Origin of the sequence: Gilliamella sp. A7, assembly GCF_002142015.1 — a bacterium.
Classification (GTDB): Bacteria; Pseudomonadota; Gammaproteobacteria; order Enterobacterales; family Orbaceae; genus Gilliamella; species Gilliamella apis_A.
In genome coordinates, this window is sequence record NZ_NASN01000012.1 from 44064 (window position 1) to 61824 (window position 17761).

Here is a 17761-nt window from a genome sequence, read left to right on the forward strand (position 1 = left end):
CATTTATGAAATATTTTTACAAAGTATTAAAAGTATCCATATTTTTGTAGCTAAACGGATAGTACCTCGTTTAGACTATCAATTATATCACTAGCTAATAAACTGTATTTATTTAGTTTTTTAGAAGCAACGTCGCCAGCTAAACCATGTAAATAAACACTTACTGGAGCAGCTTTGGTTGGTGGTAGATGTTGAGCTATAAGTCCAGCCATTATTCCTGTTAAAACATCACCAGCACCGCCAGTCGCCATACCACAATTACCAGATTGGTTAATATAAGTGGTTTGTTCAGGTATTGTGACGACGGTTTTTGCATCTTTTAATACGCAAATTACGTTATAGTCTTGCGCAAATAATTTAGCAGTGTTGACTAAATTATTTTTAATAGTTTCAATTGGTTGTTTAACTAGCCTTGCCATTTCTGCCAAATGAGGGGTAACAATAATAGTTGACTGAGCTTGTTTCAATAATCTTAACTTAGGTACTAACGTATTAAGCCCATCAGCATCAATGATTACTGGAATCTTTGAATGCTGTAATACATAGGATATGATTTTATGAGTATCATCGGATACTCCCATACCAGGTCCAATAACAATGACTGAAGCCCAATTTATTAGTTCATCAAGTTTTTTTATATTAATTTTATTGGTAATAAATGGGGTTAATAGAACTTCGGGAATTTGGGTTAATAAAATATCACGATTGCACATGGGGGTGTAAATATGTACTAATCCAGCTCCAGTTTTATATGCTGCTTTAGCTGAAAGGTAGGCGGCTCCAGACATATTTTCAGAACCAGCTATAACTAACACTTTGCCATAGCTACCTTTATGACTATTGTTTGATCTTTGTGGCAATAATTTACGCAATTCATTAGATTGATAAGTATAATGACTGGCTGGAGTATTTGCATAGATGCCGATATCGGCAATAGTGATTTCGCCTGCTAATTCAGCCCCCGGATAAAGCGATAAACCAATTTTTGCGTAGGCAAAAGTGACAGTTTGTTTCGCTTTTACCGCAACTCCAAGGATTTTACCTGTATTGCTGCAAAGCCCCGAAGGAATATCAATAGCAAGAACATCGGTATCGCATTGATTTATCTGCTCAATGGCATGAACAAAATCGCCGCTAACTATACGATTAAGCCCTATACCAAAAATAGCATCAACGATAGTGGTATATTCAGTAAAGCCTTTGGGGAGTGAAGTGATAAAGTTGATATTATAATGCTGTGCTATTTTAATTTGTTGTAGTGTTTCCTTCGATGCCTGTTCTAATTGACCAATTAAATATACATCAACATCAATATGTTGTAATTTGAGTAAGCGAGCTACAGCAATACCATCACCGCCATTATTGCCATATCCACAAACTACGGCAACTTTATTTAAATTATAGTCATTTTCATTAAGTTGATTAACTACAGCTAATGCTGCTCGTTCCATTAATACTAGTGAAGGTAAGCCAATATTATTTGCAGTATAAGCATCATAATGCTTCATTTCAGATGAGGTGACTAAGTATTGCATGAGATTACCTCTCACTATATATGAGATGCCACGTTGCGTGGCAAAATCATATCGTTAAATAAATCAATTATTAGATTAAAGTTTGTTCATCTAATTGATCTTTTAATTGTTGTTTTTTTAAGTTTTCTAAAATCTTATTATGAATACCATTAAAACCACCATTACTCATAATCAAGATTGCATCAGATGGTTTGGCTGATTTAGTAATCATCTCGACTAATAAATCAATATCGCCTGACCAATAAGCCGGTTGAATACAAGCATCAACCACATCTGCAACTAACCAAGGTAGTTGTTCTGGTTGAAACATATATATTTCATCAGCACGACCTAATGATGGTGCTAATTCATCTTTAGATATGCCTAGTTTCATGGTATTCGAACGAGGCTCTAAAACTGCTAATATTCTTCGATTTGCACCAATTTTGCTACGTAATGCTTCTAAAGTAGCTAAAATTGCAGTTGGATGATGGGCGAAGTCATCATAAATCTCAATATCATTAACTTCACCATATAACTCTAAACGTCTTTTAGCATTCAAAAACGATCCGAGAGCTAAACAAGCATCGGCTGGTTTAATACCGACATTATGTGCTGCTGCAATAGCCATTAAGGCATTATGCATATTATGTTCACCAACAAGCGAATAGTTAACTTCGCCAACCAGTTCATTGTTAAAGTAAACGGCAAACTGGCTCGCATCATTAGCGATTTTTTTCGCCATCCAGCTATTTTCTGATTCGGTGAATGATTGCTCACTCCAACAACCTTTCGCTAAAACTTGTTTTAAATTGACATCTTCTTGCGGTGAAATTATCAACCCTTTACTTGGTACTAAACGAACTAAGTGGTGAAATTGTTTTTGAATTGAACTAAGGTCATCAAAAATATCTGCATGATCAAATTCCAAATTATTCATAATTAAAGTTTTTGGGCAATAATGCATGAATTTAGAACGTTTATCAAAAAATGAACAATCATATTCATCGGCTTCAATAACGAAAAAGTTACCTTCACCCAGTCTTGCTGATACTTCAAAATTACCAGGTACGCCACCAATGACAAAACCTTGGTTATAACCTTGTTTCTCTAAAATCCAGTTAACCATACCTGCGGTAGTTGTTTTACCATGTGTTCCAGCAACAGCAATCACCCAGCGTTCGCGTAAAACGTTGTCATGTAACCATTGAGGTGCAGAAATATAAGGAATATTGTTGTCTAAAATATATTCAACACAAGGATTGCCTCTTGATAGAGCATTACCAATTATCACCAGATCAGGAGTAGGAGTTAGTTGTGAAGGGTCATCACCTTCAATAATATCAATATGTTCTTTTTGTAGCAGCGTACTCATTGGTGGGTAAACATTTTTGTCTGAACCCGTGACTTTATGACCCAACGAGCGAGCGATTAATGCAATGCCTCCCATGAATGTGCCACAAATCCCAAGAATATGAATATGCATTTTTTGGTCCTTAATGTTGTATAAAATATTGTACTGATGATAAAACTTATCTGTTGCCAGTATTTTTAGTAACTGATTTGATTTTCGTAGTAAACTATAATTATAGTCGATTTTAATCGCTTATGCGATAGGCCAAATATGCCTAATCATCAATTTTGCCGCCTGATTTCCTCGAAAGTCATCAACATCTAATTGATAGACAATTTTTACATTTTTTATGGTATTATCTGGCCATTGGGTTAAATTTACATTGAAACATACGCCTTCAATAATTGGACCACCATTTTGGGGTTCTAACACTAATTTAAGATGTTTTTCAGCAAATAAACGTTGTTGATGGACAATAAAATCGCCATCGAATGTCGGTTCTGTAAATCCTTCACCCCATGGACCCGATTCTTTTAATTGTTTAGCCATTGCATAATTAAAATCTTGGCTGTCTATTTCACCATCGGTTTCTATTATTTGCTCAAGTGTATTGGCATTTAAATGTTTATCTATTAATGTTTCAAAGTGTTTTCTAAATTGTTCTAAATCGTTTTCGTGAATGCTTAATCCGACTGCCATCGCATGTCCACCAAAACTTATCAGGAGATCGGGATGATTTTGATCCAGCTCATCAAGTAAATCTCGTAAGTGAATACCGGCTATTGATCGTCCAGAACCTTTTAGTATCCCATCTTCAGTAGACGCAAAACAAATGACCGGTCGATAATGTTTATCTTTTAAACGAGCAGATAAGATGCCAATGATACCTTGGTGCCATTCGGGATGATAGACAACTAATAAGTTAGGAAAAGAAGATAGTTGGTGTTCTAACCCTTGAATATAGGATAACGCTTCTTTATACATTGTTTGTTCAATTAACTTACGATCATTATTTAGTGTATCTAGATCACTAGCTTGTTTTAGAGCAATATCGTAGTCGTCACATAACAATAATTCAACGCTAAGAGACATGTTATCCATTCGACCTGCTGCATTAAGCCGTGGGGCAATATAATAAGCCAGATCGGTTGAGGTAAAAGATACGGGATCTTTTCGAGCAATATGTAATAGTGCTTTTATTCCTGCACAACAATAACCAGATCGGATTCGGTTAATACCTTGATGAACCAATATCCTGTTATTGTGATCGAGTTTTACTACATCAGCGATAGTACCTAACGCGACTAAATCTAATAAACTAGCGATGTTATAATCTTCTAAATTATGCGTTTTGAACCAGTTTTCATGGCGTAATTTTGCCCGTAAAGCTGACATAAAGTAAAATGCAACACCAACACCAGCTAAGTGCTTAGATGGAAAAGAACAGTTTGGTAAATTAGGATTAATGATTGCATCAGCTGCAGGTAGTTGTTCAGGGCACAAGTGGTGATCAGTAATGATTACAGTTAAATTTGATTGTTTTGCAAATTCAACCGCTTCAATAGCCGAAACACCATTATCAACCGTAATAATCAGATCGGCTTTTTTTAACAGTGCTCTTTTTATAACACTTATACTTAGACCGTATCCATCATCAAATCGATTAGGAATAATATAATCGACATGTTGGCATCCCATCTTTTTTAACGCTTTTACTGTTAGTGCTGTACTGGTTGCGCCATCAGTATCAAAATCACCGACAATCATAATTCGCTTGTTATTCTGCATAGCTGAATAAACAATTTCAACAGCGGTATGGGTACCATCTAAGTTGTCATAATTGCATAAATTACGCGTGGTATAATCTAACTCTTGCATAGATGTTATGCCACGTAATGCATAGACTCGTTGCAATAAGAGTGGAATATCCGGTGATAATTCAGGTAACACTTCAGGTAATTGGCGTTGTTTTAATTTATTTTTCATATTTTAAATGTTAGCGCATGTGCGCTAACATACATTTTTATTTTATATTTAAATTTTAATTCTTATAAATTATAACTTTTTAATTTTTAGCTTTCTTTTTTAAAATTTCGATTAATTTATCAGCAGGGACATAGCCTGAAACTAACTGTCCATCAGGTAATACTAATGCAGGAGTACCACCGATACCTAATTTTTTACCAACGTTGAATTGTTGTGTTACGTAAGGTACCATACTATTCGCTGGAGAAATTGAATTCCCCTTATAGGCATTATCGAAAGCTGTTTTTCGATCGGTGACACTCCAAATAGATTGCATATTTTTACCGACATCACTATCAGCACCAGCTCGAGGAAAGGCAAAATAGTGAACGGAGATACCCGCATCTAAGTATTGATTTATATTTTCATGAAGTAATTTACAATAGTGACAAGTGTAATCGGTGAAAACCGAAATAATATATTTTTCTTTTGGTGCTTTATAAACAATGGCATCTTTTTCAATTGATTTCATTAATTTTAAGTTATTACTGTTAGCAATATTTACTGGTTCACCGCCTTCAAGACTATAGATTGGTCCTTGAGTTAAAAATTTACCATCATCTGTTACATAGAAAATGCCCTCAGGTGTGATAACACTTTTTAAACCTTGTACTGGGTTATTTTCGATAGTAATTTCTTTATTAGAAAAACCTAATTTTTCCATCGATTTGGTTATATCGGCGTTATTGGCTAATACTGAAGTTGAGATTAATGCTAAACCTAAACTTATGACTAATTTTTTCATTCAGTTATCCTTAGTTATCTAAACTGTTATGCACGAGGATGATGTTTGCTGTGCAATTGTTTTAATCTTTCTGTTGCAACATGTGTATAAATTTGTGTAGTTGATAAACTACTGTGCCCCAGTAACATTTGTACTACTCGTAAATCGGCGCCATGATTAAGCAGATGCGTTGCAAAGGCGTGCCTAAGTACATGAGGTGAAAGGGCTTCGATATTAATGCCGGTTAGTATGGCATAATATTTGATTCTATGCCAGAATGTCTGTCGTGTCATTTTCTTGCCTAAACGACTTGGAAAAAGCACATCGACTGGCCCATTTTTTAGTAGATCATTGCGAGCATATTGGAAATAGTATTCAAGCCAATAAATTGCTTCTTCACCCAAAGGAACTAAACGTTCTTTGTTGCCTTTGCCTACAACTCTCACTACTCCTTGTCTTAGGCTGACGTCACTAATTTCTAAGTTAACTAATTCTGAAACTCGTAATCCTGTGGCATAAAGCACCTCTAACATAGCTTTATCTCTCAGCTCAATTGGATCATCAATACTTGGTGATTCAAGTAGGGCATCAACCTGTAATTCAGTTAAGTCTTTAGGTAACTTTTTGGGTAACTTGGGTGATGACAATATAGCTGATGGATCATCGGTACGATAGTTTTCTTGATATAGATATTGGAAAAAACGTTTAGTCGCACTCAATAAACGCGCCGAACTACTCGCTTTATAACCTTCTTTAACTCGTTGTAGTAAAAATTCTTGCAAGTTAACGGATTGTGCTGTGAGAAAATTAACTTGTTGTAATTGTAGTGATTGGCTTAGTGCAAAGAGATCAAGTTTGTAAGATTCAATCGTATTTTCAGCAAGATTTCGTTCTAACCAGATTGAGTCTAGAAATTGTTCAATTAATATTTTATTTTGTGATGATACATCTTTATCAGACATTAAAAGCCAACTCATTTTCAATAGTTGTTAATATTATATACTAACTGTCAATAACTTGAAGTTGTCACATTATTATTGAGATTAGAATGTATAAAAATGAAACGTTTAATCAATGAAAAAATTAACTTTAGTTGATATTGCAATAATATTTTTTATCTTTTCTATAGCCTACTATATACTGAATTATCTGTTATTTTTTATGATAAGTTATGTTAAAACGAAATATTAATCTTTTTATTGCGTTATATACTTTTTTTATTATTGGTCTTGAAACTTATATTTATTGGCATACAAAGCTGAGACCGTGGCAACCAAGTACTCCAACTGGGCGAATAATCTTTTACTACAGTTTTTTTACGGTACTTTCTAATCTAATGTTGGCATTTAGTTGCCTATGCTTAACTTTCAAGCCTAATTGTAATCGATATAGTTTCAAGGTGATACGCTTGAATGGCTTAGTCGGGGTGATTATAACCGCGATAGTTTATAACTTAATTTTAAGGGGAATACATAAACCACCTAATACGTTATTACAATTTACCAATGAAAGTTTACATGTGATTCTACCGATTATTGGCGTATTAAGTTGGTTAGTTTGGGGACCATTTCGACGTATTCAATTTAATGTCATTGTTGGCTCGTTTTTGTCGATGTTAATTTATGGTATTTATATTTTTATACGAGGTTATCTTACTAATCAATATCCATATCCTTTTATTAATGTAGTTAGGGTTGGATATGTTAAAGCGCTATATGCGGCAGGATCGGTTTTTGTGCTGTTTTTAGGTCTGGCTTTTTTGTTATGGGTCATTGATTGCTTTAGGAGAAGAATATGAGATTGTATATTTATGAACATTGCCCTTTTTGCGTACGGGCAAGAATGATTTTTGGTTTAAAAAATATTCCAGTTGAACAGCATGTCTTTCTCAGTGATGATGTAAAATCACCGACAAGTATGATTGGTGAAAAAATGGTGCCGATCTTACAAAAGGAAGATGGTAGCTATATGCCTGAAAGTCTTGATATTGTTGCTTATGTTGATAGTAATTATGGTAAAAGCCCTATCTTAAGTGGAGCTAAAAATCCAGAAATTGAAGCATTAATTAAAAAGTTTCAACAATATGACTCTAAATTAGAGTGTCCTCGATATGTAAAATTAGGCTTGGCTGAATTTGCTACTCAAGCTGCTATTGATAATTTTATTACTAATAAGAGTAAAAAATTGGGTTCGTTTGCTGATTGTCTTGCCGAAACTGATGCATTAATTGCTAAGATATCTGATTTATTAAATCAGCTTGAACCATTAATTGTGGCATCGAATGCATGTAATGGAACATTATCTTGGGATGATATATGTTTATTCCCGATATTACGCAATCTAACCTGTGTTAAAGGACTTATTTTTCCTACTAAAATTAAAGCCTATTTAGAGTCAATGGCTGAACTAAGTAAGGTAAACCTGTTTTTCGAACAGGCGGTTTGATAAAAAGTAGAATCCAATTGTATACAGAACTGATGGTTAGCTAATATGCAACTTATTTATTAATAATAAGAAGAGTACAAGAAAAATAGGAATAAAACTTGTACTCTTATTTGTTATTTGAGTTATTTATATAAATCTCTATAAAAACGATTAATTACTTAATTTAAGATCAATAATTTCAATCTTGTCTTTACCACCATATACATCATACCAAGGGGTTGCATATTGTTTTAAAATCTTATTAAGTTGTTCAACATTTTCACGTCCGATGGTATCAAGCCAACGTTTTAAACCGTCTTTACCATTTTTTGCATATGCCTCAATCCCTTCAAACCAAGTGGCTCGACCACCTAGAATACCGCTATATTTGGCACCATGCTCACCGGCAAAAATGAGTTCTTCATGGAACGTTTTGGTTGGTACGCCTGCACTTAAATAGATGAAAGGACGAGTGGCAACATCACTTGCTTGTTTGAAATAATCGGCAGCTTCTTGTTGTGAATAAACTACTGGATTACTATCGTTAAATCCTGCAACGTTTTTGAATAATACTGGTACTTCAACTTTAAGTATATCAATGTAATAGTGATCTTTAGTAAATTCTTCAATTGTCTTGATAACTTTTTGTGGTTTTATTTTTGCGAATTCAGGGCTTTTATCATCAGTTACCACATTATCATAAACAATAGGCTCAACAAATACCGGAATATCGGCCGCCCTCGCTTCATTGCCTAAACGTTCTAAAAAGGCGTGTTTTTTATCTAAAATATCTTGCGGATCGTCAGGATTATAATAGACCAGTACTTTCGCTGCATCAGCACCTTTTTGAATTAGGCGTTGAAGTGAATCTTCCGGTAAAATATCTGGTAAACGTCCTGGTGTATTGGCATCGTATCCAGTTTTTTCATAAGACATAATTAAACCAGCATTTTTATTTTTTGCTGCCATGCCTTTAAAACCGAGTTCTTCATCCAGTAAAATGGCACTAACATATTTGGTTAATTCCTGAGAAACAAGCTCTTTAAATTCATACACCATATCAATATGATAACGTTCTTGACCTACAGCATTTTGCATCATTTTTACCATTGAACCACGTTGATCGATTGCTAATGCTGCAATTACGCCATCCTGGTTAGATAATTGTTGCATACGGTTGAATTTTCCACGAGAAATGCGTTTTGTTGCCATTTTAAAACTCTCCATTTAATAAGATTTTTTCATTGTAGGTTTTTATTTGGCCAATTATTAATCATTTAGTGCTAGTTTTAATTTTGTGTGAACTTTTTGATATTTTCTTTTAAATGGCAATTTGTTCCGGTATATTAGTACAGATTAATAGACTATTTGTAAAAAAATATTTACAGGGATGATTATGCCAGATTCTACAATAGCTACAAATGTGCGAACATTAAATGGTCAAGATTATAAAACGTTAGCCCTATCAGCATTAGGTGGTGCATTAGAATTTTATGATTTTATTATATTTGTCTTTTTTTCAATTACGATAAGCCATCTATTTTTTCCGAATGATATGCCTGCATGGTTAAGTCAAGTTCAAACTTTTGGCATATTTGCTGCTGGTTATTTGATTCGTCCTTTTGGTGGTATTGTGATGGCTCACTTTGGTGATATGTTTGGCCGCAAAAGAATGTTTACACTTAGTATTCTATTAATGGCGCTACCAACATTATTTATTGGTTGTTTGCCTACTTATGCCAATATCGGTATTTTTGCACCATTACTACTCTTAATGATGCGATTATGCCAGGGGCTTGCTGTAGGTGGTGAAGTACCAGGGGCGTGGACATTTGTTGCTGAACATGTACCTAAAAACAAAATTGGCCTAGCCTGTGGTATTTTAACTAGTGGTTTAAGTTTAGGTATTTTGCTGGGGTCATTAGTATCAACCATAATGAGTAAAAGTGTATCAATAGAACAAATGAATAATTGGGGCTGGCGAATTCCATTCATTATTGGTGGTATTTTTGGCTTAATTGCCATGTATCTTCGTCGTTGGTTAAAAGAAACACCGATTTTTCTAGAAATTCAAAAACGTAAGAATGAAGAATTATCTAAAAAATTACCAGTGATAACCGTTTTAACCCAGTATTTACCACAAACTATTTTATCAATGTTACTAACTTGGGTGTTATCTGCCGGTATTATGGTGATAATGTTAATGACTCCAATTTTATTACAAAAGCAATTTGGTTTTTCAGCAATTGACGCTTTACAAGGTAATATATTAGCTATCATTGGACTTATCATTAGTTGTACGTTTTATGGCATGATGATGGATAAATTTGCAATGGGCAAAGTGCTGGTTATTGGTTGTAGTATTGCTGCTATTATGATTGCTATATTTTATTTATCATTAGAAAACGCAAATCTTCTTTTTATCACTTATTTCTTAGCTGGTTTTAGTGTCGGCATTGTTGGCTCTTTTGCTTATTTTATGGTTAAGGTATTCCCAACTCAGGTTCGCTATAGTGGTGTATCATTTTCATTTAATATGGCTTATGCTATTGCTGGTGGTTTAACTCCATTACTGATCTCATTTTTTAGTGATTTTGTTAGTAAAATGGCACCGGCCATTTATGTGGTTGGATTATTTGTATTAGGCGCATTAATCGGACTGTTCTTATTAGTTAATAACAATAGCCAAAAATATGTGGCAAAAGATATTGCTTAACTTCTGATAGGTAAAGAAAAATTTTGAGGAACAGTTTTTTTATGTTCCTCAAAAATCATATTTAGATTATTTCACTGATTCTTACCAAGCTCAACTGTTCGTATTACACCAGCTTTAACACTGCGCTGTAATCCTGCTGCGAAGTCACTGTTATTAAGTTCATACAAACTGTGTATACCCACCCCAGCAGGTGAATTATTTATATCGAGTAATTGTCTTGGATGTTTTTGACTCAATTGCAGCATTGAGGCTGCACCGTGCAAATTTTCAAGAGCAATTCGTTTGGCCATGTCTCGGGGTAAGCCCACTAAAACACCTGCATCAACAAGAGATTCGTAAAAATAATATATATAATTAGGTCCTGCAACCGCATAACCAGTAAAAATATCTAGTAGTGATTCATCAATATATTCTAGTTTCCCAAAGCTATTGAAAAATTGAGTAACAGATTTCTGTTTTGCAACTTCCTGCTCATTAACATCGGTAGCAATACCTGAATAACCAAAACCGCTATCGGTGAGTGTGTTGGGAATCGTTCTAATAACAGGGATATCGACTTTTAATGATGCTTTTATTTGCGCAATTGTGACTCCAGCAATAATTGAAATGATAATGGTATTTCTGTTATTAGTACCAAATTGTTGAACAATGTCACTCCACGAATCTTGAGGTCGCACCCCTAACACAATAATATCTGCATTGACGATTTTGCTAGTAGGTGTAACTCCATAAGTTAATTGTAAATAGTCTAAACGAGATTTAACAATATCGTTCACTAAGATATTTTCTGGCTCATACGCTTTATTTTTTATTAATGCTCTAATAATCGCTTCCGACATATGGCCACTGCCTATAAATAAAATTTTACTCATATTTATCGGTTCCTGTTTATAATTGGCTAAAAATCATAACAACACCATATGTTTCACTAGCTGGTACGACAATAGTGTTATTTTGTAAATCAAATTTTATTTTCCCACTCTCAAGGGCTTGTTGAGTTTGTGATAATGATTTGGTTGTAAAACCTAAAGCAACTTTACGATCTTGGTCATTGTTCGCTTTGCTTAAGGATGAGCCAAAAAGACGCTGTGTTGCGCTTGGTGTAAGGTAATCGATATATTTGTCATCCGCTTTTAGCCGAACGCCTCCGTCGACGTCGATAATTTTTGCCGACGGAAATGTTTTTTCAAGTAACTTAATTGAGGAAAGGGGATTTTTAGCTTCAATGATAACTTGATTAATATTGATTACCCCATTTGGATGGTTTTGCCATTCTTTACGCCACACTAATTCTGGTGTTAATTGGTCACAAAAAAAGATTTGTCCATTTGGTGTATAAGTAGGATCAAGTCTGACAGTTTTGAAACAAGCATCAGCTAATGTGCCATCATTTAATTCGACTGGTCTATAAAAGGATCGCGGTTCTTCACCTTCAACTTTTATACCATTATTAACGAGTTGTTGATAAAGCTCATCGGCATTTGAGGTTTTAAAGACCAAGCCAGTTAGTCCATTAGCAAACCGCCAACTTTTATCAACTTTATTGGCATTTTGCGGTTCAAAACCTAAAAGTTCAAGATAGGTAGTCGAAAAAATGGCTAAATTGTTACTGGTGCCTAACGAATGGTGTCCTCGTGGGGTGATGGTAAACCCCAGCTTTTGATATTGAAAATTGGCTTTATTAAGCTGATCTGATACGGTGACTACAACATGATCAATTTGAGGGGTAAGTGTTGTCATTATATTCACTCCTTAAATATGAATAGCAGGGGACATATCAATTAGTCGAGGTGGATTCCAACCTTTTCCAGGTACTGCAGCCAATAAATTTTTGGTGTAAGGTTGCGATGGATTTAAAAAGACTTGTGATGCGATACCTTGCTCAACAATTTTGCCTGATTTCATTACCAGAATATGATCACAAATTTGTGCTGCAACTCGCAGATCATGGGTAATAAATAGCACTGTTAAGCCAAGTTTTTTACGTAATTCGCTTAATAGTTCCAGTACTTGTGCTTGTACTGAAACATCAAGTGCTGACACAGGTTCATCGGCAATCAATATTTTAGGTTCCAATGCGAGTGCTCGAGCAAGCCCTATTCGTTGTCGTTGTCCTCCTGAAAACTCATGAGGGTAACGGTTTAACGCTTCACTTTCTAAGCCAACCATGTTGAATAACTCTTTTGCTTTCTTTATTGCTTCTTGTTTGGTTATTCCGTGCAGTATTGGCCCAATAGTAACTTGGTCACCGATTTTTCGACGAGGATTTAATGATGCATAAGGATCTTGAAATACCATCTGGATATGACGTGCATAGTGTTTAAGTTTATTACCTTTTAAGTTACTAATATCTTCTTTTTCAAAGTGGATTTGACCACTGTCTATTTCCAATAATTTTATGATACATCTGGCTAATGTTGATTTACCTGAACCACTCTCGCCAACAATTCCCAACGTACTACCTTTATGTAACTTAAAACTCACATCATTCACAGCATAGGTTGTGCGCCGATTTTTTTTGAGAAAACTACTTTTGTGATAAATCTTTGAAAGATTATTTACTTCTAGAATAATTTCCTTGTTAATAAGACGAACATCTCCCGGCGTAAGTGGCGGAACTGCAGCAATTAATCCTTGTGTATAATGATGGTTGGGATGATTTAATAGTTCCTCCGCAACGCCTTGCTCAACAATCTGTCCTTGTTGCATAACCGCAACGCGAGTTGCAATATCGGCGACTACACCAAAATCATGAGTAATAAATAAGACCGCTGTTCCTTTACGTGATTGTAATTCGCTAATCAGTTTTAAAATGCAAGCTTGAGTTGTAACATCTAAAGCAGTTGTTGGTTCATCGGCAATTAAAATAGCAGGTTCTAATGCTAAGGCCATGGCAATCATAGCTCGTTGACGTTGTCCTCCAGAAAGCTGGTGAGGATAAGCATTAGCAACCGATATAGGATTTGGCATTTGCACATCTGTTAACAAGGATATAACTTTCTGATTAATATCTTTTTTACTTAAATTAGTATGTATGGTAAACATTTCACTAATTTGGTTAGCGATGGTTTTTAATGGATTTAATGCTGTCATGGGATCTTGAAATACCATGCCGATATGCGCACCACGGATTTTACGCATTTGTTCGTCATTATAGGTGAGTAAATTATTGCCATCGAAATCGATTTCACCTTGAGAAGCCGTAACCCCATCAGGTAATAGTCCCATGATTGCATTAGATAATAAAGATTTACCCGACCCACTTTCACCGACGATACATAGTATTTCATTAGCATAAAGATCTAGTGATACATCATTAACAGCATATTTTCGATCCGAACCTTGAGGTAAAGTTATGGTTAAATTTTTAATAGATAGTTTTTTTTGATTCATCTCTTTTTTAACCTCGGGTTGAGTGCATCATTTATTCCTTGTCCTACTAATGACGTCGATAAAACAGTTAATAATATTGCTATTCCCGGAATAGCTGAAACATACCATTGTTGACGTAATACCAGACGCCCATTCCCAACTAGATTTCCCCATGAGGAAATATTCGGATCAGAAAGATTTAAAAAGGCAAGTGCACTTTCCATTAATATCGAAGTAGATAAAATAACACTGGCATACATAATTACCGGTGGTAATGCATTAGGTAAGATTTCTTTAAACATAAGTCTAGTTGAACTCATACCAATAGTTTTACCAGCTTGGACAAATTCACGATTGCGTAATGATAAAAATTCGGCTCGAGTTAGTCTTGCAACAGGTGGCCAAGAAACCACGCCAATTGCAATCACTACAATATTTATGGTTGAACCAAATACCGCCACTGCAACTAACAAAAGTAAAAAATTTGGTAAAATTTGGAATGCTTCTGTCAGGCGCATAAGTATGTCATCAACCCATCGGCCATAGAACCCAGCGATGGCGCCAATGATCACCCCGATAACCATTGCTATCAATGTAGAGATAAGCCCAATAATAAGCGATACCTTAGCACCATGAAAAAGTTGTGCGGCAATATTGCGTCCTGCTTGATCGGTTCCTAGGATAAATTTAGGATTGGAAAATGGCCATTGTAAAGGACGGCCAGCTAAACGAAGTGGGTTACCCGGAAAAATCCAATCGGCAGTTAAAGCAATGATAATAATTAATACCAGTAAAATTGTGCCAATTCTAGCGATTGGACTGCGGAAATAATCTTTTAATATCGCCATTATTAATGTCCTGTAATTCGTGGATCAAGTTTGGCGTAAAGCATATCGACAATAATATTAATAAAAATAACTAATATTGCAGAAATAAATACTACGCCGAGTAACGTATTTAGATCTCGTTGTACAACAGAATCATAGGCTAGGCGGCCTAATCCTGGGATGGCAAAAATTGTCTCAATGACAACTGAACCACCTAACATGGTTCCAGCTTGTAAGCCGATTAAGGTTATCATTGGTAACATTGCATTACGTAAAATGTGATTGACTAATATTTTGCGACTGCTTAATCCTTTGGCTTTAGCTGTTTTAACAAAATCTAGAGTAGATACCTCAAGTAGGGATGCACGCATGATGCGCAAATAGATTGCTAGATAAACTAAAGCTAAAGTTATTGTTGGTAGAATTAAATACCATGCAATATCAAGTATTGCTGAAAATCCAGTTAAGGATTGCTCTATACTGCCAAATCCACTAGGAGGTAACCAATTTAAATAAATTGAAAAGAAAACTATCCCCATTAATGCTAACCAAAAAGATGGAGTGGAATAAAAAATCAGTCCTAATATAGAAATCAAAGTATCAGGCCAACGATTGACTTTTTGGGCAGATAAAATGCCAAGAATTGTGCCACAGGTAAACGCTAATGACATTGCGCTGATCATTAATAATAATGTAGCAGGTAAACGTTCTAAAATCATATGGCTTACCGGCTTGTTATAGATTGCAGATTGACCTAAATCTAAATGAACTAATCGCCATAAATAGTTTAGCAATCGAGAGCTTGTGGATTGATCTAGTTCATAATAATGACGCATTTCGTCAATTACACTCGATTCGGCGCCACCAATTTGGGCTAACAATGCATCGACTGTATCACCAGGTGCTAATTGCAATAATAAAAATAGTGTGATTAGAATGATAACCAATGCTGGTATAGTGGTTATCAGTCGTCTAAGTGCAAGAGTAAGTATATGCGTCATCATTTCACCTTAATTTAATGTTCTATCCATACATCAAACCAGCTACTTGATGGCCAACGTGCGGTATTGTGATGATTGTGTACTTTAGTATTCACTACCGAGATGAATTCTCGTTCAGTAGCAAACCACAGAGGCAGTTCAGCATTTATGATATCGACCAACTGAGTATAAAGCGCTTTACGTTTGGTTGGATCTATTTCAGTTGCAGCATTATCAATTAATTGGTCGACGGTATCAGATTTCCAACCATATTGATTGGTCCAAGGAGCACCATCAGGGCTACCAGAACGCAGCCAAACTGTTGTTGATACTGCAGGATCGCCTCTATATTGATGCCAACCCGTTGCAATATCAAAATCGTGTAGTTTATAAACAGCATTTAAAGCGCCAGCGGTATCGAGATTGACGATAACCACGTTAATGCCAATTTCAGCTAAAGATTGTTGAATGAAAGTTGCAAAAAGTGGGACATCTTCACCATTATTGATATGCACTAATTTTAAAGTAAAACGATTACCATCAGATTTTCGTTTATAGCCGGCTTCATCTAATAATTGTTCGGCTTTCTCTCTATCAAAAGGGTAAACGATTTTACTGCTTATGGGGTAAAAGGTATTTGATGAAGGAATAATTCCCGTTGCTGGTTTTCCAAAACCATATAAGAAATCTTCAGTAAAAAAAGAGATATCAAGCGATTGGACAATTGCTTTGCGAACATTTAAGTTAGCAATGATAGGATTACGGAAGTTAAATTCCAAAGTGTTATTAAAAATATTAGCTTGTGAGCCTTTAGTTAGTACTGCAAATTTTTCGTTTTGTTTGAATCGATTAATATCAGCAAGACTTAGTTTTGAGTAGGCACTTAAATCAATTTGTCCACTTTCTAATGCAGCAGATGCTGAAGAATTATCATCAATAATACGCCAAATTATTTTGTCTAAATAAGGATAGCCTTTTCGCCAGTAGTCCGTATTACGTTCAACAATAATATGTTGGCCTCGTTGATATTCAACAAATTTAAAAGGACCTGTCCCAATTGGTGCCGTATTATAAGGATTATTTAGGACGTCAGTTCCTTCATATAAATGTTTGGGTACCACATAGCCAAGATCGACGAGTGCTCTTAATAGTAAATCTAACGGCATTGGACGAGAATAATTGAAAACTACAGTATAGTCATCAGGGGTATCGACAGAAGTTAAATTAAGTTGCAATGCAGTTGAAAAATTTAATCTTTTCTTCCAAAATTCCAGCGCATTATATTTTACATCCTGTGATGTAAATGATTTGCCGTCGTGCCATTTTACGCCTTCACGTAATTTGAACGTTATTGTTTTTCCATCCGGCGATGATGTCCATGATGTAGCAAGGACGGGAATAATTTGCCCATTTTGATCAAGATCTACCAGTGATTCAACTACTTTTCCTGATACTTCATATACACCAGTTGAAGCGCGTAAAGCTGGATTGAGAATCCTTTGTTCAGCTGAGTAATGAACAACTAGTGTTCCACCATATTGTGGTGTTTTTTCATAAGCTAGTGAATAAAATGGTAACAAAATTGAAAATAAACCTATAAAAAAAGTTTTTTTAATATTAAATAAATCCATGTGTGCTCCCTACAATAGTTGCCACCATATTTTGAATATTTCAAAGTATGAAAAATTTCTAGAATTTCACTATAAGAATTTTCAGGAAAGATGAGAAATGCCGATATCGAATATTTATATTACTTTTAGTTATATATTTAGCTTATCTGTTTAATATATTTGGCTTTTTCTATTATTGATAGTGAGTGTATGAT

Annotated in this window: 15 protein-coding genes; 3 read left to right on the forward strand and 12 right to left on the reverse strand. The window is 35.0% G+C overall.

Annotated elements, in window-relative coordinates; all coding sequences use genetic code 11:
• Positions 1-50: 50 nt before the first annotated feature.
• The 5 genes from B6D18_RS05065 to xerD all read right to left on the reverse strand — a co-directional run bounded on the left by B6D18_RS05065 (position 51) and on the right by xerD (position 6579).
• A complete protein-coding gene (locus B6D18_RS05065; RefSeq protein ID WP_086363450.1) occupies positions 51-1535 on the reverse strand; it encodes an NAD(P)H-hydrate dehydratase in 1485 nt (494 codons plus the stop codon).
• 70 nt (positions 1536-1605) lie between these two features.
• The gene (gene mpl, locus B6D18_RS05070) at positions 1606-3000 is read right to left on the reverse strand and encodes a UDP-N-acetylmuramate:L-alanyl-gamma-D-glutamyl-meso-diaminopimelate ligase (protein WP_086363451.1); all 1395 of its coding nucleotides are present in this window, start codon (positions 2998-3000) and stop codon (positions 1606-1608) included.
• A gap of 120 nt (positions 3001-3120) precedes the next feature.
• The gene (recJ, locus tag B6D18_RS05075; protein WP_086363452.1) at positions 3121-4854 is read right to left on the reverse strand and encodes a single-stranded-DNA-specific exonuclease RecJ; all 1734 of its coding nucleotides are present in this window, start codon (positions 4852-4854) and stop codon (positions 3121-3123) included.
• A gap of 79 nt (positions 4855-4933) precedes the next feature.
• On the reverse strand, positions 4934-5638 hold the full coding sequence (gene dsbC, locus B6D18_RS05080) for a bifunctional protein-disulfide isomerase/oxidoreductase DsbC (RefSeq protein ID WP_086363453.1): 705 nt from the start codon (positions 5636-5638) through the stop codon (positions 4934-4936).
• Positions 5639-5664: 26 nt separating this feature from the next.
• Positions 5665-6579: a site-specific tyrosine recombinase XerD gene (xerD, locus tag B6D18_RS05085; RefSeq protein WP_216818856.1), complete on the reverse strand. Its 915-nt coding sequence runs from the start codon at positions 6577-6579 to the stop codon at positions 5665-5667.
• Positions 6580-6788: 209 nt separating this feature from the next.
• Here xerD and B6D18_RS12475 point away from each other — a divergent pair, with 209 nt between their 5' ends.
• A complete protein-coding gene (locus B6D18_RS12475; RefSeq protein WP_144063953.1) occupies positions 6789-7415 on the forward strand; it encodes a Pr6Pr family membrane protein in 627 nt (208 codons plus the stop codon).
• A complete protein-coding gene (grxB, locus tag B6D18_RS05095; protein WP_086363456.1) occupies positions 7412-8062 on the forward strand; it encodes a glutaredoxin 2 in 651 nt (216 codons plus the stop codon). The genes B6D18_RS12475 and grxB overlap by 4 nt, the downstream gene beginning before the upstream one ends.
• 150 nt (positions 8063-8212) lie before the next feature.
• Here the strand turns inward: grxB and B6D18_RS05100 are convergent, their stop codons facing one another.
• The gene (locus tag B6D18_RS05100; RefSeq protein WP_086363457.1) at positions 8213-9253 is read right to left on the reverse strand and encodes a tagatose 1,6-diphosphate aldolase; all 1041 of its coding nucleotides are present in this window, start codon (positions 9251-9253) and stop codon (positions 8213-8215) included.
• A gap of 184 nt (positions 9254-9437) precedes the next feature.
• On the opposite strand from B6D18_RS05100, the gene B6D18_RS05105 reads away from it, so the two are divergent.
• Complete coding sequence (locus B6D18_RS05105) at positions 9438-10757, forward strand: MFS transporter (protein ID WP_086363458.1); 1320 nt, start codon at positions 9438-9440, stop codon at positions 10755-10757.
• Between the two features lie 71 nt (positions 10758-10828).
• Here the strand turns inward: B6D18_RS05105 and B6D18_RS05110 are convergent, their stop codons facing one another.
• Genes B6D18_RS05110 through B6D18_RS05135 form a run of 6 tightly spaced genes read right to left on the reverse strand, consistent with a single transcriptional unit; the run spans position 10829 to position 17567 of the window.
• Complete coding sequence (locus B6D18_RS05110; protein WP_086363459.1) at positions 10829-11629, reverse strand: pyrroline-5-carboxylate reductase; 801 nt, start codon at positions 11627-11629, stop codon at positions 10829-10831.
• 16 nt (positions 11630-11645) lie between these two features.
• Positions 11646-12497: a VOC family protein gene (locus tag B6D18_RS05115; RefSeq protein WP_086363460.1), complete on the reverse strand. Its 852-nt coding sequence runs from the start codon at positions 12495-12497 to the stop codon at positions 11646-11648.
• Positions 12498-12509: 12 nt separating this feature from the next.
• Positions 12510-14150, reverse strand: coding sequence for an ABC transporter ATP-binding protein (locus tag B6D18_RS05120; RefSeq protein WP_086363461.1), 1641 nt, complete (start codon positions 14148-14150; stop codon positions 12510-12512).
• Positions 14147-14977 (reverse strand): ABC transporter permease, encoded by an 831-nt coding sequence (locus B6D18_RS05125; protein WP_086363462.1) that lies wholly within the window; start codon positions 14975-14977, stop codon positions 14147-14149. The genes B6D18_RS05120 and B6D18_RS05125 overlap by 4 nt, the downstream gene beginning before the upstream one ends.
• Positions 14978-14979: 2 nt before the next feature.
• Complete coding sequence (locus tag B6D18_RS05130) at positions 14980-15957, reverse strand: ABC transporter permease (RefSeq protein ID WP_086363463.1); 978 nt, start codon at positions 15955-15957, stop codon at positions 14980-14982.
• A gap of 14 nt (positions 15958-15971) precedes the next feature.
• Positions 15972-17567 (reverse strand): ABC transporter substrate-binding protein, encoded by a 1596-nt coding sequence (locus B6D18_RS05135; protein WP_086363464.1) that lies wholly within the window; start codon positions 17565-17567, stop codon positions 15972-15974.
• Positions 17568-17761 lie beyond the last annotated feature (194 nt).